The organism is Paenibacillus sp. HJGM_3, assembly GCF_045062745.1.
Classification (GTDB): Bacteria; Bacillota; Bacilli; order Paenibacillales; family NBRC-103111; genus Paenibacillus_AA.
Genome location: NZ_JBJGED010000018.1, coordinates 134874 through 155962, shown reverse-complemented (window position 1 = coordinate 155962; position 21089 = coordinate 134874). Strand labels below are relative to the sequence as shown.

16 protein-coding genes and 1 other annotated feature are annotated in these 21089 nt (G+C 57.4%); of the genes, 2 read left to right on the top strand and 14 right to left on the bottom strand.

Translation table 11 applies throughout. The features are described from left to right. The 4 genes from ACI5FR_RS20070 to ACI5FR_RS20055 all read right to left on the bottom strand — a co-directional run. Window positions 1-788, bottom strand: a 788-nt coding sequence (locus tag ACI5FR_RS20070) for an ABC transporter substrate-binding protein (RefSeq protein ID WP_405457543.1), incomplete at its 3' end; no start/stop codon positions are given. A gap of 63 nt (window positions 789-851) precedes the next feature. Then, on the bottom strand, window positions 852-2597 hold the full coding sequence (locus tag ACI5FR_RS20065; protein ID WP_405457541.1) for a histidine kinase: 1746 nt from the start codon (window positions 2595-2597) through the stop codon (window positions 852-854). Then, window positions 2594-3421: a response regulator transcription factor gene (locus tag ACI5FR_RS20060; protein ID WP_405457540.1), complete on the bottom strand. Its 828-nt coding sequence runs from the start codon at window positions 3419-3421 to the stop codon at window positions 2594-2596. Before ACI5FR_RS20060 ends, ACI5FR_RS20065 begins: the two co-directional genes overlap by 4 nt. Before the next feature lie 907 nt (window positions 3422-4328). After that, window positions 4329-6806 carry an NHL repeat-containing protein gene (locus ACI5FR_RS20055; RefSeq protein WP_405457539.1) on the bottom strand — a complete coding sequence of 826 codons (2478 nt, stop codon included), beginning with the start codon at window positions 6804-6806 and terminating at the stop codon, window positions 4329-4331. Window positions 6807-7102: 296 nt separating this feature from the next. On the opposite strand from ACI5FR_RS20055, the gene ACI5FR_RS20050 reads away from it, so the two are divergent. Next, complete coding sequence (locus ACI5FR_RS20050) at window positions 7103-8023, top strand: AraC family transcriptional regulator (RefSeq protein ID WP_405457537.1); 921 nt, start codon at window positions 7103-7105, stop codon at window positions 8021-8023. A 27-nt stretch (window positions 8024-8050) separates the two neighbouring features. On the opposite strand, the gene ACI5FR_RS20045 is transcribed toward ACI5FR_RS20050, so the two are convergent. From ACI5FR_RS20045 to ACI5FR_RS20030, 4 genes are all read right to left on the bottom strand, one after another. Next, the gene (locus ACI5FR_RS20045; RefSeq protein WP_405457535.1) at window positions 8051-10618 is read right to left on the bottom strand and encodes a DNA internalization-related competence protein ComEC/Rec2; all 2568 of its coding nucleotides are present in this window, start codon (window positions 10616-10618) and stop codon (window positions 8051-8053) included. 105 nt (window positions 10619-10723) lie between these two features. Beyond that, window positions 10724-11266, bottom strand: a complete 543-nt coding sequence (locus tag ACI5FR_RS20040; RefSeq protein ID WP_405457533.1) for a deoxycytidylate deaminase — start codon at window positions 11264-11266, stop codon at window positions 10724-10726. A gap of 4 nt (window positions 11267-11270) precedes the next feature. Beyond that, window positions 11271-12566: a homocysteine synthase gene (locus ACI5FR_RS20035; protein WP_405457532.1), complete on the bottom strand. Its 1296-nt coding sequence runs from the start codon at window positions 12564-12566 to the stop codon at window positions 11271-11273. Between the two features lie 93 nt (window positions 12567-12659). Then, the gene (locus ACI5FR_RS20030) at window positions 12660-13175 is read right to left on the bottom strand and encodes a ComEA family DNA-binding protein (protein WP_405457529.1); all 516 of its coding nucleotides are present in this window, start codon (window positions 13173-13175) and stop codon (window positions 12660-12662) included. 140 nt (window positions 13176-13315) lie between these two features. Between ACI5FR_RS20030 and comER the strand changes: the two genes are divergently transcribed. Beyond that, on the top strand, window positions 13316-14149 hold the full coding sequence (gene comER, locus ACI5FR_RS20025; protein WP_405457527.1) for a late competence protein ComER: 834 nt from the start codon (window positions 13316-13318) through the stop codon (window positions 14147-14149). A 161-nt stretch (window positions 14150-14310) separates the two neighbouring features. Here the strand turns inward: comER and leuS are convergent, their stop codons facing one another. From leuS to rsfS, 6 genes are all read right to left on the bottom strand, one after another. After that, entirely contained in the window at window positions 14311-16776 is a 2466-nt protein-coding gene (gene leuS / locus ACI5FR_RS20020; protein ID WP_405457524.1) for a leucine--tRNA ligase, read from the bottom strand. Between the two features lie 57 nt (window positions 16777-16833). Further along, window positions 16834-17078: a binding site (T-box leader), on the bottom strand. A gap of 59 nt (window positions 17079-17137) precedes the next feature. Beyond that, window positions 17138-17911 (bottom strand): dioxygenase family protein, encoded by a 774-nt coding sequence (locus ACI5FR_RS20015; protein ID WP_405457555.1) that lies wholly within the window; start codon window positions 17909-17911, stop codon window positions 17138-17140. A gap of 401 nt (window positions 17912-18312) precedes the next feature. Then, window positions 18313-19005 carry an HD domain-containing protein gene (locus ACI5FR_RS20010; RefSeq protein ID WP_405457521.1) on the bottom strand — a complete coding sequence of 231 codons (693 nt, stop codon included), beginning with the start codon at window positions 19003-19005 and terminating at the stop codon, window positions 18313-18315. A 22-nt stretch (window positions 19006-19027) separates the two neighbouring features. Continuing rightward, complete coding sequence (locus ACI5FR_RS20005; protein ID WP_405457519.1) at window positions 19028-19792, bottom strand: class I SAM-dependent DNA methyltransferase; 765 nt, start codon at window positions 19790-19792, stop codon at window positions 19028-19030. 26 nt (window positions 19793-19818) lie between these two features. Continuing rightward, the gene (locus ACI5FR_RS20000; protein WP_405457517.1) at window positions 19819-20745 is read right to left on the bottom strand and encodes a CvfB family protein; all 927 of its coding nucleotides are present in this window, start codon (window positions 20743-20745) and stop codon (window positions 19819-19821) included. Beyond that, on the bottom strand, window positions 20742-21089 hold the full coding sequence (gene rsfS, locus ACI5FR_RS19995) for a ribosome silencing factor (RefSeq protein ID WP_405457514.1): 348 nt from the start codon (window positions 21087-21089) through the stop codon (window positions 20742-20744). Before rsfS ends, ACI5FR_RS20000 begins: the two co-directional genes overlap by 4 nt.

Here is a 21089-nt window from a genome sequence, read left to right as displayed (position 1 = left end):
CTGCCGGTCAACACGTACTTATTCAGCTTGTTGAAGCGGTCATACCCTTCCAGCAGCACGTCCTTGTACTTCGTCCAATCGACCTTCTGACCCAAATACGCAGCCTGGAACTCTTTGTCCTTGACACCCTTGTTCGCGAACGTCCAATGGAACACGTTGCCGATCGCGGTCGCCCATTTGCCGGCGTAGACCAGGAGCGGGACACCTTTCGCTTTGAGCTTCTCGCCCGCATCCAGGAACTCTTCCCATGTCTGCGGCGGCTTCGAATACCCGACCGATTCCAGCAGCGGAATGTTGTATGCGAGCCCTACGAACCCGAGGCCGGTCGGGAATACCGCCATCTTCCCGTCCACGGTAACGCCTTTGCGAATATCGTCCGAGAACGACTTGGCCGCTTCCAGCTGACTTAGATCATACAGATAGCCCGCCTTGTTGGACAACGTCGTGAGCTCGTGCAGAGCGTTCAGCTGATAAATGTCCGGCATTTCCGCCGTCGTGATCATCGTCTGCAGCTTGGCGTTCCGTTGATCCGCCGGCAGCGTTTCCAGCTCCACTTTGATTTCCGGATGCACCTTGTTGAACTCGCCGATCATGCCGAGCACCGTGTCCCGGTTGACGATGAGCCCTTCAGCGATTTGCATTTTGAGCGTAACGCTCTTCTTCTCGGGCGGCGAGCTGCCGGACGGCGTGCTATTACCGCCCGTGGCGGGCTCTCCGCTGGAGCACCCTACAATCAGAACGAGCAGCAGCGTACAGATGACACCCCATGCGATCGATTTACGGAACATGGCGAAACCCCCAATTTGGATAGATTGCCCTCATTATAAAGCGGTTTCAAAAGTCATTCTATCCTACGGAATTTGCGTCTCACTCATACAAAATTGCTTCATCACGACACTCGTGCCCCCTCCTGGTGCGCTCTGCAAATGTATACTCGCTTGGTCGGATTGAAGCAAAAACCGCTGCGCGGTCACGTAGAGTCCGGTTCCCCACTCCTTCAGCCCGTCCACATTGTCACGAGTCAGATGCAGATCGACCGGTTCCGCGAAGCCCCGCCCGTCGTCGCGAACTTCGAACACCAGGAAGCCGTCTTCCCGATAGCCTCGGATCAGCAGCCGGTTGCCGCTTCGGCCCGGTTCGAACCCATGAATGAACGCATTTTCGATAATCGGCTGCAGGATAAGCTTGTGCACTTTGCACGACATGATCCGGTCGTCGAAATCCAGCCGAACGTCCACCCGCTCCCCGAACAACTGCTGCTGCAGGAACAAATAGTCCCTCAGCCACTTGATCTCCTCCGCGCACGTCACCTTCTCCCCGGGCCGGGTCGTCGTATATCGCATAATGACGGACAGCGCGACGATCAAGTCCGACGCCTTGTCCGGATTGTCTTCATAAACGCGGCTCTGAATCAGGTCGAGCATGTTGTAGATGAAATGGGGATTGATTTGGCTTTCCAGCGATTTCATTTGAAACGCCAGCTTTTCTTGGTAATCCTTCTGCTGATTCTCGAACAGGCGCTTAATCTCCGTCGTCATTTCATTGAAAATCTCGGAGAGCATCCCCAGCTCGTCCGTGGACGACTGAACGATCTTCACGTGGAAATGGCCTTCCTTCGCTTTCCTCATCTTGTCGGCGAGCACGTACAAGGGCTTCAGCTGGCGCGTCAGGAAGCCGATGATCGCCGCCAGCATGACGAAGTTGGCCACGACGAACAGGCCGTTGTTCCGAATCATACCTACGATATAGCTTTGCGACAGCCGCTCGCTGGACAAGTAGGCGCTGACCTCCCAAGCGTACGGATCGAGCTGTTGATGGAAAATATGCGAAGAATGCACCGGAATATGGTCTTCCGGGTCGTTCGTATACACGCGGCGTCCGTCCAGGGACGTCACAACCGTCTTGATCAGCTCATTGTCGGAGGGGGATTTCAGCACCTTGGCGAAAAGGGACGCGTCTACGGTCAGCATGCTAATCCCCGCGGGCAACAGATCGAACGGGCTTCGGATCACTTGGCCGAAGGAGAAGTAGATCGACGTATCCTCGAGCTGGAAAAAAGAGCGGTGAGCCGGCAGCACCGTATTGATCGGCCCGTTGTCGGCCACTTGCTGGAACCATGCTTCTTCCTTGTAATTGGACACCAGGCTCAAAAATTGGGCTCGTCCCGGACTATTGGACCGTTGATAGATCAAATCGCCGTCCATCGAGAAGAAGCTGAACGTGATCTCGTCTTCCGCTTGGCTGAAGAACTGGCGGCTCAATTGGGTGAAGACGGCATTCAGATAGGGGTCGCTGCGGAGGGTGGGCCCGTCCGAGCCCGAAGTCAGCTTCTCGAAGAGCACGGGTTCGGTTTGGTAGTCCCGGTACAAATAGTCGTTCATCCGCTCGATCGTGACGATATTCTGCATAAGCGAGGCGATCGAGTCGTTTAGGATTGTCTCGTACTGGTTGACGACAATATTCCGGGTTGTGCCCAACCACGATTGGAACAGGACCATTTCGAAGAACAGAATGGGGATGCTGATAAAAACGATGAAGCCGATCACCATTTTTTTGCGCAGCGATGATTTGATGGGGTGGTAGATCGTGTTTCTCATAATGGAAGCTCTCGGGCGGCTGCAGCGTATTGTTTGAATTCCGTGGGGGACAGGCTCGTATGCTTGCGGAACAACCGGCCGAAGTAAGTCATGTTGCCGAAGCCGGTCAGCTTGGCGATATCGCCGATTCGAAGCTCCGTATTCGCCATCAGCGTCTTGGCGAGCTCGATGCGGAAGCCGTTCAGATACGCGATCAAATTCGTGCCCACCTTCTTCGCGAACAGGCGGCACAGGTGGCTAACGCTAACATGCAGCCGATCGGCGAGGCTGTTCAAGGCGATCGGGTTCCGGTACTCCGATCCGATAATGCTGAGTACCTGAAGCACGAGCTCGTCCGTAATTTGTTTCTCCCGAATCGTAAGGTTCAAGTGACATTCTGCATAGTCGTCCAGCGGATACGATGGCGCTGCGGCGACCGAAACGGTATAAGGGGCATGGAGTTCAGCCGGTACGTGTTTCTCGGCGGCGACCCGCTCCATCACTTCCTCCAGCATGCTGTTCGAGATCGGCTTCAGCAAATAATCGAACGCTCCTCCGCGAATCGAGCGCTGCGTATACGGGAAATCGGAATAAGCGGTCAAGATGATGCACTTGGTGTGACGCTTCACTTCTTTGCTTAGTTGCTCCATCAGTTGAAGGCCGTCCAGATGCGGCATGCGAATGTCGATGAACGCCGCGTCGGGCCGGGTCGTTTGGATCAAGCTCAATCCGTCGCGTCCGTTGTAGGCTTTTCCCACGATTTCATAGTCCTCATGCAGCCTGGAGATTCGTTTGGCGAGCGCGTTGCACAGCTCCTGCTGGTCTTCCACGACGACGATGCGCACGGTCAGCACCTTCTCTTGTTAGATAGTGACTTGTTATTTCTTAAAGTAAGCGCAACCAATAGGATCTGTCAATGTGTTTGCCGAGAGCCGTACGAGCAGCGGGTCAAGCGCTAGTCCCAACAATTGATGCAGAATACATAAATTAGCCTGCTTCTACAATCCATCATGATGAAGGTATGAACAAACAATCCATTCAGCCAAGGACACCATCGTTTCTCGGATTGAAACACAATAAATTCGCTGTACCTGTGGCCCATAATACGGTCAACAAGCTTTAGTCCGAAGTTCTTAGCGTCTTTCCCATGTTGAAAAGGCGAATTCCCGTATACGTCCCCGTGGAATAATAAAGATGCAATCTCCCCATCCAAACAAAATGTATCGACTGTGTTGAAATAACTAAATAATTTATAATCTACCTTATCCATCATTAGCTCCGGGATGTGCTGAAGGATGTGCGGGTTGCATAAGAACATGCGTATAAAATCGAGGGCAAGAAACTCTCTTCTGGAAACAAAGTAATCGAAACAATGGTTTTCCTCAATGAAAAAGCATTTAAAAATATGTGTAGGAAAATACACATTCAAGATGTTCTTAAACTCAGCGAACTCAGGATCCTGTAGTTCTCGGGGAGAAAACTGAATCGTTTTCCACATCGACTTAATTTCGCTTTCAGTGGGTCTGACACCATCTATTCTCTCAAGCATAAAACCACTCCCTCCATGTCACTTACACCAATTTGAACAAATTATTTCCAAATGTAACAGATGATTTCGTCCTATTTTTGAGCATTAAGAGGTAAAGTCACAGCCACTAATCTCCGATTCAAAAAAAAGAAGTCCTTATTTTCAAGGACTCCTTACTCTTATGTTTCAGCTTGAAATAAGATTATTCACTTATTGATCTAACGCTACATGGCATACCGAATGAGCGAAGCTCCCTGCGTATAGTAAAGATTGCCGAATTCGTCCTGAGCCAAGTATCCTCCGGCTTGATCCGTAATGACTTCAATCGCTTTGACTGTAGGATCGATCCGGAACAGATTTCCGATCAGCGTGCCATATACGTTTCCGTCTTGGCGGATCAGCATTTTCGGAATTTGCGACGTTGCCGTTACGCTCGGAAACGCCAGTTCGAACTTGTCGAACGTATTCGTCTGCGGGTCCAGGATGAAGAAGTATCCCATCGCAAAGCCCCAAATTTTCCCGTCCGGTGCAGCGATCAGCTCCCGAACCGTACCCAGTCCCGATACCGGCAGCTCGATTAGGGTCGACTCGCCGGTGGCCAAGTTGATTTTGGCGATCTTGGCGCTCGTTTCCCCGCCCTCTGCGAGGGAGCCGGCATAGACATATCCGTTTAAGTATGCGGTAGAAACAATGCCCTGATTCGGCACGACGTTCGGATAAACCTTGGACTCGCCCGTCACCGTGTCGTAGATGGCCACAGCCCCCTGCACCTTGCCGTACTCAGGAACTGTGCCTATAAACAATTTCCCTTCGGCCGCCGACATGCCGAACGGACGATCCTGCCCGTAGGGGTACAAGTCCAGCACTTGCTTAGGCGGATTATTCGGTCCTATCGGAGACGTTGCATCGAATTCGTAAATTTTGGCTCGCGGATAGATCCCGAAATAGAGCTTATTGCCGTAGGCGGTCATCCCTTCCGCTTGGCCGACTCCGCTGAACTCCCGCTGAAGATCGCTTCGCATCGGCGTGTATATGCCCGCTCCTCCTACCAAGTATCCGGAAGTATAAATGTTGCCGTCCGGACCGGAGGCCAAGCTGCGAATTTGAGTCGGGACGCCGGGAACTTCGACGTTCTCAGTCGTGATTTGCCCGGTTGTAAAATTATATTTCAGAATGACAGGCGCCTTCGGACTGGAATAAATGCCGACAAGCGTATCGCCCGGGTAGCGGACTTGATCCTCAAGGCGAACAATCTGAAGCGGCTTGGCGTCGGAGAATGGCCCTTGAGCTACGACCGTCGACGTCTTCGACTCCAGCTCATACGCATGCAATGCGCCGCTCTTAATAAAATACACCTTCCCGTCATACACCCGAGATACGCCGTCCGACTGCATGCCCGTTAACTGCGTATCCTGCGACAGCGTACCGTCTGCTGCAATGTCGAAGACGGCCGTCCGGTATGTGCGGGCCACGGTTGCAAAAAGCTTGTCGCCCCTCACGCGCATGTTATAGACGAACGCGTCCGTCTTGTAAGTGTCCGGCAGCACCTCGACTCCTTCTCCGGTATCCGCATTCAGGCTGACCAGCTTGGCGTGGGCGCCGATCCCTGCATAAATCGTGTTGTGCACGGGATCGTATTCGATGCTGCGGACGTACTGTTCACCGGCGGCAACAGGCTTGCTGCCGATTTGTCTATAGCCGCTAGCCGGGTCGTACTCGAACACCGCCGCGTTCGGATACGTGCCCCCGTATACTTTGCCGTTCAACCCTGCCGCTAAGGCCCAGACGTACGACTCGCCCTGGATGGGCTGCCCCAGATCGATGGCCGCCGACTGCCCCGGGATATACCTGTACAAGTGTCCGTTCGAGTATGTGCCAACGTATATACTGCCATCCGATGCCGCTACGGCTCCCCAACCTCCGGATGCTCCCGGCAGCGGATAGGTACCCTTAATTTGGCCGGAATTCACGTCAACTGCAGCCAGCTTCGCCGGAATCGCATTCCCTCCGCCCACCAAGCCGTCGATCACGGTATAGAGCACATCGCGGCCCGACGCATCTTTACCGTGTACGGCGGAATGGTAAGCCGCGGTTGTAATTTGCGTGCCCAGATTCGTCATTTGCTTCGTAATCAGAACGTCGTCAAAATAGATTTGCCCTATATTGGCTTTGTCCGTGTACAGCATCGTCGTGACATAAGCGGTAAGCGGTGGAGCCTGCGCTTTGACCTTGAGAGTTTGCCACTCCTCCTCGGATGGCTCGGCTTTCGCGGACTCCGTGCCCAGAAGCTTCCCGCCCGCATCGTAAAACCGAATATACAGCTGAGCGTTGCGCCCTTCCAAGTAGGCTCTTGCGTAGGCGAAATACGTTTCCCCCGGCACGGCGTCCAGCTGCTCGCTCTCCGCTCCGAATGAGTGGCAGAACGGACTGCCTGTGAGCTTCAGACTAGACGTTCCGCTATACGCTTTTTCTGTGGATGTGGAGACCTGCTTCCCGCAGCCGCGTTCATCCGCTTTCTGTTCATGCTTCGGCTTATTCAGCTCGAGCACAGGCGTCCAACCGGTGAGGCCCGATTCAAAGCTGTAATTCGGGATCAGCATGTCCGCCGCGGAAGCCGAAGCGGATAGTCCGGCTGCCGCCCCCATTGTTATGACTGCCGCCATGGCTATCTTCATCATCCACGTGCTCCATCTTCTCTTCACTCTTTTTCCCTCCCATTCTTGTCGATCCCGTCCCGGAATCCTCAACATTCCATTAAGAGTAACAACCGTAAGCGTTTGCGCAGGTAAAAGGTTATCCCCTCCCTCAGGTCAATTTTCTGAACAGGCAGTTCTAATTGTAATCGGCTCTACGGAACCGAATGTCACAAAATGAGTTTGGCCGCAGTCACTTTTTGCCCAAATATTCCATCGGCTAACAGCTCTCTATGGTACAATCCAAGTATGAAGAAGCAAAGGACTACGACGCCGAACCCGATGTGACAGGAGGGAAACGCTCCATGACCTTGTATCCCCGCTTCCACAATCCGATGGATATGGCCAGCTTCTCGGAAGGCCAGCTCCCCATGTATGTGCTGTGTAACAAACGCTATCATTCCGCTTTGCATTATCACGATTTCGCGGAATTGCTGCTCGTCGTGGAAGGCTCCGGCTATGAAATCATCAACGGACAGCGCCATTCCATGCGCCCGGGTACCGTGTCCGTTCTGCTGCCGCACCACATGCATGAATTCCACAGCGATAACGGGAAGCCGATCGTCGTGTACTGCTGTATGTTCGACTACTCCATTTTGCTAAGCTCGCCATACGATCGTGAGCTCGGCATGAAGCTGCTGGAGATGGGCTCGCGATTCCCGTTTTTTTATGACCTGGGCGACGAGCAGTTCCCCGTTATCCGAACGCTCATTGAACAAATGATAGAGGAATATCGCGGGAAAGCCTCGGGGAAGGATACGATGCTGAAGTCGAAGCTCTTGGAGGCGCTTTTGCATCTCCTGCGCTATTACGAGGAAAGCGCTATGGACCTGGATGCCTTAACGGCCAAATCGAACCCGCGGGAGATGAACTCGATCTGGAACTTGATCCATTTCGTTCACGTTCATTCCAACCAGCCGTTATCCCTTCAGGCCTTGTCGAATTATTTTCAGCTGAGCCCATCCTATATAAGCCGCTCGTTTCGCCAGTATGCCGGTAAAAGCTTTCTGGAGTATTTGCATGCCCTCCGAATCAACCGGGCGGCGACGCTCCTGGCCACGACCGACATGCCGGTTTCGGATATTTCCGAAGAGGTCGGCTGCGAACATTTTCGCAGCTTTTCCCGGCGGTTCAAGCAGTTGAAGGGCTGCACGCCGATCGAGTATCGTAAAGCCCATCGCCGCGGCCAAACGTCAAGCGATGCCCGCAGCAGCATCTTGTTGTAGTCCTTGCGATCCTGCCTATAGGCTCGCTTACTCCTGCAGCTTTGAAGTGAATTCCACCCCTCGCCGGCTCACGCGGTAAACAAGCTCGCCTTCGCGGTCGGTCCGGTGCAGACGCGCGCCGGAAGCCTGGATACGCTTGAGCACCTGAGGGTTCGGGTGGCCGTAGCTGTTCGTTGCGCCTACGGAGATGACCGCATCGATCGGCCGCCAGTAGGACAACCAGTCCGACGAAGTGGACGTCTTGGAGCCATGGTGGGCGATTTTAAGCACATCGATTGGTGGAACGACGGCTGGTGCAGCGGAGGCGGCATGGGCGGATGCATTGGATTCTCGCAGCACCATCAGCTCCATCTCCTGCTCCGCCCCGATATCGCCGGTGAACAAAAACCGGGTGTCGAACATCTCCATCAGCAGGACGAGCGAGGCTCCGTTCTGCTCCTGGACCAGGCTCAGGCCCGCCGCTCCTGCATCGGGCGGGGCCAGCACCGTCAGCCCGGTTGCGCCATCCAGCCCGAGCTGGTCTCCCGCTCCGGCTCCGAGCAGCTCCACGCCGTGCTCCAGCGCGGTCTCGAACAGCTGTCTTGAGCTCTCGTTGCCCTTCCACGTATCGTTGAACAGGAGCCGCTTCACCGGCATTTGCTCCAGCACCGCCAGCAGCCCGCCGATGTGGTCGGCGTCCTGGTGACTGACGACGACGTAGTCGAGCTCGTGGATGCCACGTTTCTTCAGCAGCGGCACGAGCAGCTTGGCGCCCACTTCATAAGGGTCGCTCCGCTCCTTCCATTCCTCGCCCGGCTTGCGGAACGAGAGCGTGCCGCCGCCGTCGATGAGCATGGTGCGCCCTTGCGGGGTGCGGATGAGGATCGCGTCGCCTTGCCCGACATCGAGGAAGCTCACCGAACCGGGTTGGCTGCTCGCGGGTTTGAATGCAGCCGGCTCATAAGCGTACGCCAGCAGCGCAAGCGTACCGCACAGCACGGCGGTGAGCGGCCACGCCCCCCTTCCCTCTCTCGCACGCTCGAACGCCTTGTAAATCAGCGCTAGTGCGACAAAATAAGCGCCGATCCACAAGAGAGGCGGGGTCGGCCATATTGTTTGCGTGACGCGGTAAGCCGCGCCCTGGTCCACGAGCCAGAATGTGACATGGTTGCTCGCTTCGGCGAGCCAGGCCGCCCCTCTCCCCGCGGGCAGCCAGATCAGCGAGACAAGCAAGGCGACCGACCCTAGCGGCAGCGTAACGAAGCTGATGAACGGTACGAGCAGCATATTGGCGAGCCAGGACAAGAGCGAGAGCGAGTTGAAGTAATAGATCGAGATCGGAAACGAAATGAGCTGGGCCACGGTGGTCACCGAGATCGCGGAGTTCAGCCATGGAGTGCGGATCGGGAGGAGCCGGGAAAAACGCGGAACACCCACGATAAGCCCGGCTGTCACGAGGAACGACAGCTGGAAGCTGACATTGAATAAGTAGTACGGCTCCCAAGCGAGCATGAGCAGCGCCACCGCACTTAGAAGGTGCAGTCCGTCCTTCAGCAACCCCCGTCTCGCCGCATACAAGGCGATCATCGCCATCAGCCCGGCGCGGACCACGGAGGGAGAGCCGCCGGCCAAGGCGGCATACAAAGGGACGAGCGCCATCGTGACGACGAGCATCTTCTCCCGCGTCAGGCCCAGCAGCCGCAGCAAGCCCATGCAGCCGGCCACGAACACCGCCACGTGCAGCCCCGAGATTGCAAGCACGTGCGTCAAACCGAGCCGGGAAAACTGCTGGTACCGGTCCGGATCGAAATCCTCCGTGATGCCCAGCACAAGGCTCTTCATATAGCCGGCTTGGACGGAATCGAACAGCCCGTCAAAGCGATCGCCCAGGAATGCGCGGGCTTCGTCATTCCATCGCATCACCGTAAGCGGCGACCATTTAGAGTGATCGGACGAACGGGTCGCAGCAACGGAACCAAGCCCCTTAACGGACACGGTCGCGTGGATATGGTGCCAATACAAATAGCGGCGGTAATCGAACCCGCCGAAGTTGCGGGCCGGCTCGGGGAGCTTCAGCGTGCCGGCGAAGCGGATCCGGTCGCCTCTTCCCCAACCTTCCGCCACATCCTGGTCCTGGCGCTCCAGCAGCCGAACGGACACTTGCAGCAATTCCGGACGGCGCAGCAGCTTGTTTGCGTCCCTTGCGTCCCTTGCATCCGTTGCATCCGTTGCATCCGTTGCGTCGGACGCTCCCGTTGTTCCGCTCCCGAATGTGACATGATCCGCTCGAACGGTGAACGCCGCCCGATCGCCATCCACCTCTACCGAGGAAACGATGGCCCCTTCGACGCTCACCTCCCGGCCATGCGCTTCCCGGTACGCAATGCCGGACGTATTGCGGGCGTCATGCCCTTGATAGTAGCAAGCAGCGAGAAGGAAGAGAAGCGCCATGGACACATACCGGCTGCCCGGAGGCTTGAACATCCCGACGAGCGCCCAAACCAGGAGGGCGATCCCTCCCGTTCTCCAACCGAGCCATGACACACCGGCATATTCAGCCCATACGTACCCGGCGGTCCAAAGCACGGCAGCCTGCACGATCGGTCTGTTCCTCACCCTAAGCCCCTCCTTCCCCACGAACCTTATTCGGCTGCTCGATCAAAAAGCCAAAAAACCTCTCCCGCCTAAGCGAGAGAGGTTCTTCCCCTCGAGATTGCCGATTCAGTTGGTTACAATCGCGATGGTCCCGGCAGGCGGTTCGTACGCCGCCAACTCGCGGAACACGATGCCCTTCGTCTCCATCATCTTCGAGACTTTCTCCTGGTCCTTCGGGTATTTGCGATGATACACAATCTCGACGATCCCGCTGTTCGCCAGCATGTTCGCGCACGTCCAGCACGGCTGGTCGGTCACATACACGGTGGAGCCTTCCCGGTCGTCGCGGTCCGTGAACAGCAGCAAGTTCTGCTCGGCATGAATGGTCCGAATGCAGCGCTCTTTTTTCACCATCGTCTCCTGACCGTCCTGCAGCTTCACCTCGAACTCCTCCACGAGCATACAGCCCTCTTCCGAGCAATCCGGCATCCCCATCGGAGCGCCGTTGTAGGCGGTACCTAGCAGCTTCTTGCCTTGAACGAGCACCGCACCAACGTGTCTGCGCGGGCACTGGGAACGGGTCGATACCATATAAGCGATGTCCATGAAGTACGTATCCCAATCTTTGCGCGGCGGATGGACGGTCAGATCGTTCATCGATTCGTTCATCGCCTCACCCTTGCTGGCTCGCCCGGATCGCCTGATCGAGGTCGTACACGATATCGTCGATCGATTCCGTGCCGACGGACAAGCGGATCATACCCGGCGTAACGCCGGTCGATTCGAGTTCCGCCCCTTCCAGCTGGCTGTGCGTCGTGCTGGCCGGATGTATGATGAGCGACTTGGAATCGCCGACATTGGCAAGGTGGGAGAACAGCTTGACATTCTCGATCACTTTTTTGCCCGCGGCAAGACCGCCCTTGATGCCGAACGTCAGGATCGCGCCTTGCCCCTTGCTCATGTACTTCTGTCCGAGCTTGTAGTAAGGGTGATCTTCGAGCCCCACATAGTTAACCCACTCGACCGCCTCATGATCCTTCAGGAACTTCGCGACCTGGATCGCATTGGAGCTGTGGCGCTCCATGCGCAGGTGCAGCGTCTCCAGACCTTGCAGCAGCAGGAACGAGTTGAACGGCGAGATCGCCGCCCCGATATCGCGAGCCAGCTGGACCCGGGCTTTGATAATATACGAGATCGGACCGAGCGCGTCCCAGTACACGAGTCCGTGGTAGCTGGGATCCGGCTCCGTGAACCCGGGGAACTTGCCGCTTTCCTTCCAATTGAACTTGCCTCCGTCCACGATGACGCCGCCGATCGATGTGCCGTGGCCCCCGATGAACTTCGTCGCCGAATGGACGACGATATCCGCGCCGTGCTCGATCGGTCGCATCAAGTACGGGCTCGGCAGCGTATTGTCGACGATGAGCGGAATGCCGTTCTCATGCGCGATCGCAGCGACCGCTTCCACGTCCAGCACGTCGCCCTTAGGATTGCCGAGGGACTCGGCGTACAAAGCCTTCGTCTTTGGAGTAATCGCCTTGCGGAAGTTCTCCGGGTCGCTTGGGTCGACGAAACGGACTTGAATGCCGAGCTTCGGCAGCGTATTCGCGAACAAATTGTATGTGCCGCCGTACAAGCTGGACGCCGAGACGATCTCGTCGCCCGCGGAGGCGATATTCAGGAGGGCGTATGTAATCGCGGATTGACCCGAAGAGGTCGACAGCGCTCCGACCCCGCCCTCGAGGGCGGCGATCCGCTTCTCGAACACGTCGGACGTCGGGTTCATCAGACGCGTGTAGATGTTGCCGAATTCCTTCAACGCGAACAAATTCGCCGCATGCTCGGCATCCCGGAACCCGTAGGATGTGGTCTGGTAAATCGGTACGGCGCGGGACATCGTAGTCGGATCGATCTCTTGTCCTGCGTGAACGGCTAACGTGTCCAGCGATAATTTGCGTTCTTCTGCCATGAATGCATAGCCTCCCTAATCTCTAATTCTATCTATCTATCAACACTTCCTTATTTTCTCATATCCCGCCGTAAAATAAAAGACTGGTGCCATTTATTCCGCTACGATACGGTCTTTGATAGATTCGTAGAGCTTGGCGCCGATTCCCTTCACGTTCATGAGCTCTTCCGGCTTGCGGAAAGCTCCCGCCTTGGCCCGATAATCTAGGATCGCCTGAGCCTTGGCCGGCCCGATGCCGGGCAGACGGTCCAGCTCCGCCAGCGTCGCTTGATTGAGATTGAGCTTGCCGGATACGGGCCCTCCCGGCGATGGTGCAGCTGACACTGTAGCTGCCGGCGATGCCGGTGGTACGGCGGTTGAGCGCGGGGCTGCGGTTGGAGACGGTGCAGCGGTTCGGGATGGGGAAGGGGATGACAGCGGCGATGGAGTTGGCTTGACCGCAGGCCCGTCAGTGGCGATCAGAGCGGCCATGTCGGCGTTCCGGTCTTGCAGCCCCCGGCTGGACACCGGTCGCTTCCACGGCCGCATCATCCCCAGCACGAGGACGATCAGCACGAGGGCCGCGACGGCACCGCACCATAACGCCTGCCTATTCCTTGTATGTCGCATGAGGCTCCTCCTCTCTCAGTTTGTCTAGGAGATTTTCCTATTTTACATTTGGGTAGCATAAGATTCGACAATCTCGCATATACATGTTAGAAAGGCTTGGTTCGTGTCTTGGCCGTGGAAACGTCTAGGAGGGATTCTTCATGAAGGTTGGATTTATTGGGACGGGCAGTATGGGGAGCATGCTAATCGAGTCCTGGATTCACTCGGGAGCTCTACAGGCAGAAGAAATCGTAGCCAGCAACCGGACCTTCGGGAAAGTGAAGCTTCTGTCCGAGCGGTACCCCGGGTTAACGGCGGCTAGGTCCAATATGGAAGTGGCCGCGACGTGCGAATTGCTGTTCCTGTGCGTGAAGCCGGTTGAATATAAAAAAGTGCTCGACGAGCTCAAGGGAGCGCTCTCCCCCGGCCAAATCGTCGTTTCAATCACGAGCCCGGTGCTCATTAAGCATTTGGAAGATTTGCTGAACTGCAAAGTGGTGAAAATGATCCCCAGCATTACGAACTATATGCGGAGCGGGGCTTCCCTTATCATGTACGGGAAGCATGTAACCGCGGCCGACAAGCTAAGGCTGGAGGGGTTGTTCAGTGCTATCAGCACGCCGCTGGAAGTGGAAGAAGACCATACGCGGATTTGCTCGGACTTGTCGAGCTGCGGCCCGGCGTTTCTCGCCTTCTTCCTCGAGAAGCTGATCGACGCCGCGATCGTCGAAACCGGCATCCCCCGCGAGGAAGCGACGCGCCTGTCGGCCGAGATGCTGCTCGGCACCGGCAAACTGCTGACTGCAGGCGGCTTCACGCCCGCCTCGCTGCGCGAGCGCGTATCCGTCCCCGGCGGCATCACCGCCTCGGCGATCAAGCTGATGGAGAAGGAGCTCGACGGGATGTTCAATCGGCTGATCGGCATTACCCACGCGAAGTACCACGAGGATATCGAGAAGGTCGAGAATTTGTTTTACGGCAAAATCGTCGAGTAACCGATGAAAAAACAAAGCTTACCTGCCCGGACGAGGACGCGTGTCTCTTCGTCTTAAGACAGGTAAGCTTTTCTCTTTCCCCACAAAGTGAAGTTAAGCTCTGTAGCATATTCCGATTACTTTGCGGGGGCCCCCAAAAAACAATTCCCGCAAAGTGAACCTTAACCCACGACCAGGTTTACGAGCTTGCCCTTCACCGCAATCACTTTTCGGACGGACCGGCCGGCGATCATCTCCTGCACTTTCTCCAACCCGAGCGCGATGTCCTGCATCGCCGCTTCGTCAGTGTCGTTCGCGATCTTGACACGGTCGGCGATCTTGCCGTTCACCTGTACGACAATCTCGACCTCGTTGTCCACCGTCAGCGCTTCGTCGTACGTCGGCCACGGCGCGTATGTGATCGACTCTTGGCCGCCCAGACGCTCCCACAGCTCTTCCGCCAAGTGCGGCGCGAACGGCGACAGCATCTGCGTGAACTGCTTCATGGCCGACAACGGGAGCTGCTCGGTTTTGTACGCTTCGTTCACGAAGATCATCAGCTGGCTGATCGCCGTGTTGAAGCGCAGCGCCTCCAGATCCTCGGTGATTTTCTTGATCGAACGGTGCCATGTCCGCATGAACGCTTCGGACGTCCCGGCGTCGTCGGCCCCGATCTTGGCGCTCAATCCGCCGTCTTCGTTTACGATCAGGCGCCAGATACGGCTCAAGAACCGGAACGAGCCTTCCACCCCGTTCGTGTTCCAAGGCTTCGTCGCTTCCAGCGGCCCCATGAACATCTCATAGACGCGCAGCGTATCGGCGCCGAATTCGTTCACGATGTCGTCCGGATTGACGACGTTGCCGCGGGATTTGCTCATCTTCTCCATGTTCTCGCCCAGGATCATCCCCTGGTTCACCAGCTTGTAGAACGGCTCCTTCGTATTCACCACGCCGATATCGTACAGCACCTTGTGCCAGAAGCGCGCGTACAGCAAGTGCAGAACCGCATGCTCGGCGCCGCCGATGTACAGGTCGACCGGCAGCCATTCCTTCTGCAGCTCCGGCGAGCACAGAGCCTCACTGTTGTGCGGGTCGATGAACCGCAAGTAGTACCAGCAGCTGCCCGCCCATTGCGGCATCGTGTTCGTCTCGCGGCGCGCCGGCTTGCCCGTCTCCGGATCGACGGTGTTGACCCACTCCGTCACGTTGGCGAGCGGAGACTCGCCCGTACCGGACGGACGAATCTCGTCGACCTCCGGCAGCAGGAGCGGCAGTTGATATTCCGGCACAGGCTTCATCGTGCCGTCCTCCAGATGGAGAATCGGGATCGGCTCGCCCCAATAGCGCTGGCGGCTGAACAGCCAGTCTCTCAGGCGGTACGTGACCTTGCCTTGCCCCTTGCCGTTCGCTTCCAGCCACTCGATCATTCGGGCGATCGCAGCTTCATTGTTCAAGCCGTCCAGCAGCCCCGAGTTCACATGTACACCGTCGCCCGCGAACGCTTCCTTCGTCACGTCGCCGCCGCTCACGACCTCCACGATCGGCAGCTCGAACTGCTTCGCGAACTCCCAGTCGCGCTGGTCGTGGCCCGGTACGGCCATGATCGCGCCGGTCCCGTAGCCGGCCAGCACGTAGTCCGCGATCCAGATCGGCACTTGAGCGCCATTCACCGGATTGATCGCATAGGCGCCGGTGAAGACCCCCGTCTTCTCCTTGGCCAGGTCGGTACGCTCCAAATCGCTTTTGCGGGCGGCCTTCTCCTGGTATTCCTTAACGGCTGCCGCTTGCTCCCCGGTCGTAATCGCCTGCACCATCTCGTGCTCCGGTGCCAGCACGCAGTAGGTCGCACCGAACAGCGTGTCCGGGCGGGTCGTGAAGACGGTCAGCTCGCGGCCTTCGTGGCCGGCGATCGCGAAGTGCACTTCGGCGCCCTTCGACTTCCCGATCCAGTTGCGCTGCATATCCTTGATGCTCTCGGACCAGTCCAGCTCCTCCAAGTCTTCCAGGAGACGCTCGGCGTATTCGGTAATCTTCAGCACCCACTGGCGCATCGGCTTGCGGATGACGGGATGGCCGCCGCGCTCGCTCAAGCCGTCGATCACTTCCTCGTTCGCCAGCACCGTGCCTAGCGCAGGGCACCAGTTCACAGGCACTTCCGCGACGTAGGCGAGCCCTTTGTTGTACAGCTGGATAAAAATCCATTGCGTCCATTTGTAGTAATCCGGATCGGTCGTGCTCAGCTCGCGGTCCCAGTCGTAGGAGAATCCGAGCGATTTGATCTGTCTCCGGAAATTATCGATATTCTTGAACGTAATGTCGCGGGGATGCTTGCCCGTATCGAGCGCGTGCTGCTCCGCCGGCAGCCCGAACGCGTCCCAGCCCATCGGGTGCAGGACATTGAAGCCGCGCATCCGCTTGTAGCGGGAGACGATGTCGGTAGCGGTGTACCCTTCCGGATGGCCTACATGAAGTCCGGCTCCGGACGGATAAGGGAACATATCCAGCGCATAAAACTTCGGCTTGGACGAGTTCTCCTCTACCTTGAACGTCTTGCTGGCATCCCAATATTGCTGCCACTTGGGTTCGATGCGCTGGGGATTGTACCCCTGTTCTCTTTCATTGGTTTGATCGCGATCCAGCTGTGTCATGACGTCTTCGACTCCTTATTCGAATTCATTAAAAAAACCCCGCGTCGCTAGCATCACGCTAGGGACGAGAGGTTCGAGTTCCCGTGGTACCACCCTAGTTGGCTCGAGGCATTCTTTGCCCTAAAGCCCACTTAACCCCCTTAACGCGGGGACACGATCCGGTTCATCCAGCAGCCGGCGAAGGCTCGGGGATTCACCATCTGGCTCCGAGGCGAGTTCACGAACGCAACCATCGGCTCGCACCAACCGCCGACTCTCTTAAGGAATTGCGACTCCTTACTGCTCCTCTTCACAGCCTTATCCAAGTGTGAAAATCTTCTTGGTATTATAGCAAACCAAGGGAATCATTGTCAAGCATCCATCAAAACTGCAGACTCAAGTAACTGAGTGTGCCGAACTCATACGAACGGTGCAAAATCTCCGGCTTCCGGTCGGGATTCCCGCTGCCCATGGCGATGAATAACGGGACGAAGTGCTCCGGTCGCGGTACGGCCAGCCGTGCATGGGGGGCCAGCTCCATTACCCGGAACAAGCTGTCGAAGTCTCCGGTACGGATGTGCTCGATGAGCCACTCATCGAACTCGTACGCCCAGCTCTCCGGTTCGCCGAACCGGTCGTCGAAATTGACGCGGCGCAAATTGTGCACGGTCACTCCGCTGCCGATGACGAGAATATCCTGCTCATCCAGCCCGCGCAGCGCCTCGCCGATCCGATATTGCTCGCGCATCGGCAGGAACGGATTCACCGACACCTGCACGACCGGAATATCCGCCTGCGGGTACATCCGGTGCAGCATCGTCCAGGCGCCGTGGTCCAAGCCGCGGGTCGCGTCGAGGCGCACCTGGATGCCCGCCGCGCCGAACCGCCGCGCCAACTCGGAGGCGACGATCGAAGAGCCGCGTGCGCGATACTTGATCGCATACAGCTCCGGCGGGAAGCCGCCGAAATCGTAAATCGTATCGTACACTTCGTCGTGTGACGAGATGGTCAGCACTTCGCTTTCCCAATGCGCGGTGAAGAGGACGATCGCCTTCGGCTTCACCTTCCGGCCCAGCTCCTCGAGGAAACGGGTAAAGGGGGTATTCTCGATGGCGGTCATCGGCGAACCGTGTGCCAGGAACATGGCGGGTATCATCATGAATCGCTCCTTAATTCGTAATTAACTACTATTTAATAAGTTTATTACTATTTTATAGTTAAGTCAAGTCAATGACCATCCTATTGAAGCTTTTCAGTACACACCGACCACGATCCTTAGATGAAAAAATTTCTTCTAATCCAATACTAATCGGTTTTTCATATGAAATAGAGGAAAATATTGCATCTATTCCTTCGATTCAATGTGAAAATGAACTCAGCGGAGCCAATAGATGATCATTTTTCCTTTATTTTGCTTGATGAAGGCTCGAAAAATGAATTAGATGATCCTTTTTCCGCTATTTCACGCGTAACTCCCTGTATACCTACAACAGAGAAAAAACCCTGCCTCCGGGATACCGGAATCAGGGTCTCGATATATCAGTGCGTTTTCGGGGGTTATCGCCCTTCCCATTCCCTGTAAAACTGCTCCAGGAACCGTTCCATAAACGCGTGCCGCTCCTCGGCCAGCTGTCGCCCGGTTGCCGTGTTCATCCGGTCCTTCAGCCGCAGCAGCTTCTCATAAAAGTGGTTCACCGCCGTCTGGTTGCGCTCGCTCCGGTACTCCTCCACACTCATAGCTTCCCGGGAGCACAAGGCCGGATCATGCATCGAATGCCCCTTCGCGCCGGCGTACACGAACGTGCGCGCGATTCCGACCGCGCCCAGCGCGTCGACCCGGTCTGCATCCTGCACGACTTGGCCTTCCAGCGTCCGCATCGGCGGGTTGTGGCCGCCATTGTAGGACATCGTGGCGATGATGTCCAGCACGTGGTCCCGGGCTTCCGCCGAGATCGGCTGGCCGTGCAGCCAGTCCTGCAGGAGCCGCTCGCCGGCTTCCTTCGATGCGTTCAGCTTCGGGTCGCTCACATCGTGCAGCAGCGCGGCGAGCCGGCAGATGAACCGGTCCGCGCCTTCCGCCTCGGCGAGCCGCTCCGCCAGTTCGGCCACGCGCTCGATGTGCGGCCAGTCGTGGCCGCTCCGGTCCGCCGCGTGCACGCCGCGGGCGAACCCCTCCGCCGCCTGCAGCACTTCGGCTTGCTGCCGATCCCGCGCCGACTCCAGCACTCCGCTTCTCGATTCGTCAGTCATGCAACCTGGCCCCCTGCCATCGTTACTTGATCGCCACGAAAAAGGCCCGCTCCGTCCGTTCATCCGAAGGCTGAAGCTTGAAATCGGCGAACCGCATCACCCTCGAGAACCCGCTGCGGTGCAGCGCCTGCTCGAGCCAGTCGAGCTTGTACGCCCGCTGCACATGCACCTCGTCGATGCGCCGGTAGACGGGAGCCCCTTCGTCCTTAAGGAAAATCGTGAGGTCGTGCTCGATCTCGCACCGTGCCTCGTCCAGCTCGCAAGTCCAGATGTAGGAGACGAGCTCGTCCTTCAGCCAGAACGGCTGCATCTCTGCATACGCTTTCAGTTGTGCCTCCGTATGCATGTCGAACAGGAACGTCCCGCCCTCGACGAGTCCTTCGTACGTCTGTCGGAACGCCTGCAGAAGCTGCTCTTCCTCGGTCAGGTAATTCAGGCAGTCGCAGAACGAAATGACCGAATCGACGCGCTCCGGCAGCGCCCACTCGCGGATGTCCTGCTCGAGCCACAGAAGGCCCCCGCCGGGCGCGAAGGAAGAGCGCTTCCGGTGCTGCTCCTCCTTGTCCCGGGCGACTGCCAGCATGTCGGCGGACAAGTCGATGCCGGTCACGTGCAAGCCGGTCTGGGCGAGCGGGATCGCGATATTGCCGGTGCCGCAGCCCAGATCGACGACCGTCCTCGGGCTGCCGTACTGGTCCCAGATCTGGCGGGCGAACCGAATCCACTGGGGATACGGCATGTCTTCCATCAGCAGATCATAGGTGTAAGCGAATTTCTCGTAAGCCATTTCTCGAATAGTCCCTTTCTTACCTCTTACTCGGTGGAGCCTTGATCGGTATCGGCACTTGAACTCGCCGGCCGATCCGCCTTCAGCTTCGTCCAACTGCCTTGCTGTTCCACCAGCCCGTCCTTCATCAGCTTGCCGAGCGCGCGCTTGAACGCCCCTTTGCTGATACCGAACTTGCTCATAATAATATCGGCCGGCGTCTCGTCCGAATACGGCATCGAGCCGGTCGGCCGGTCCTGCAGGAAGGCAAGGATCCGGTCGGAGTCCTCCACTTGCCCCACATGCTTCGCCGGACGCATGGACAGGTTCACCCGCCCGTCCTCCCGGACGAATGTGACGCGCGCCTTCACCTGCTCCCCCAGCCGCAGCGGGCGAGTGCGCTCGTTCTCATGGATCATCCCGATCGCGCCAAACCCGAGCACGCCGCCGTCGCACAGCACGAACGTCGCGTTCTTAAGCGACTTGTATACCCGCGCCTCGATCCACTGATTGCGCCAGCCGGACGGCGCGGGGAACGCGAGCGGCGCCAGCTCCCGCTCACCCGCCAGCTTCGCGGTCAGGCGCCCCTGCTTGTCGTGCGCCAGCGTGACGAACACGCGGTCGCCCTTCTGCGGGAACAGCTCCTGCCACTCGGGCAATTCGCCGATCGGCAGCAGCAACTGGCGGCCGAGCCCCATCTCGAGGAAGCAGCCGAAGCGCGGGTGTACGTCGGCCACCTCCAGCTCCGCCATCTCGCCGAGCCGGATATGCGGCTCCTTCATCGTAGCCGCCAGCCGGTCCTCGGTGTCGTGGTAGAGGAACACCGAGACCGTATCGCCCGGCTCGGGCCGGTCTCCGACTATCTCGCTATAATGCAGCAGCACCTCGCGTTCGCCGTCCGACAGGAAGTACCCGTTCGGGGGCACTTCTCGGGCTACCCGCAGCCGCCGAACCGTACCTGTTTCCAGCTTCATGCGAACTCAACCACTTTCGCGTCCGACCATAGCCGTTCGATATTGTAATACTCCCGCTCATCGCGATGGAACACGTGAATAACGACGTCCCCCAGATCGATCAGCACCCAACGGGCCGAGTCGAACCCTTCGATGCCGCGGACGGGAATGCCCCGTTCCTGCGCCTGCTTGCGGATTTCGGTCGTGATCGCCTGCACCTGAACGTCCGAATTCCCGTGGCAGATCACGTAGTAATCGGCCACCATAGAAATATTTTGCAAATCGAGAACTACTACATTCATCGCTTTTTTATCTTCAGCCGCTTTCACGACCATGTTCATTACCGCTTTGGGGCTTTGGCTCAT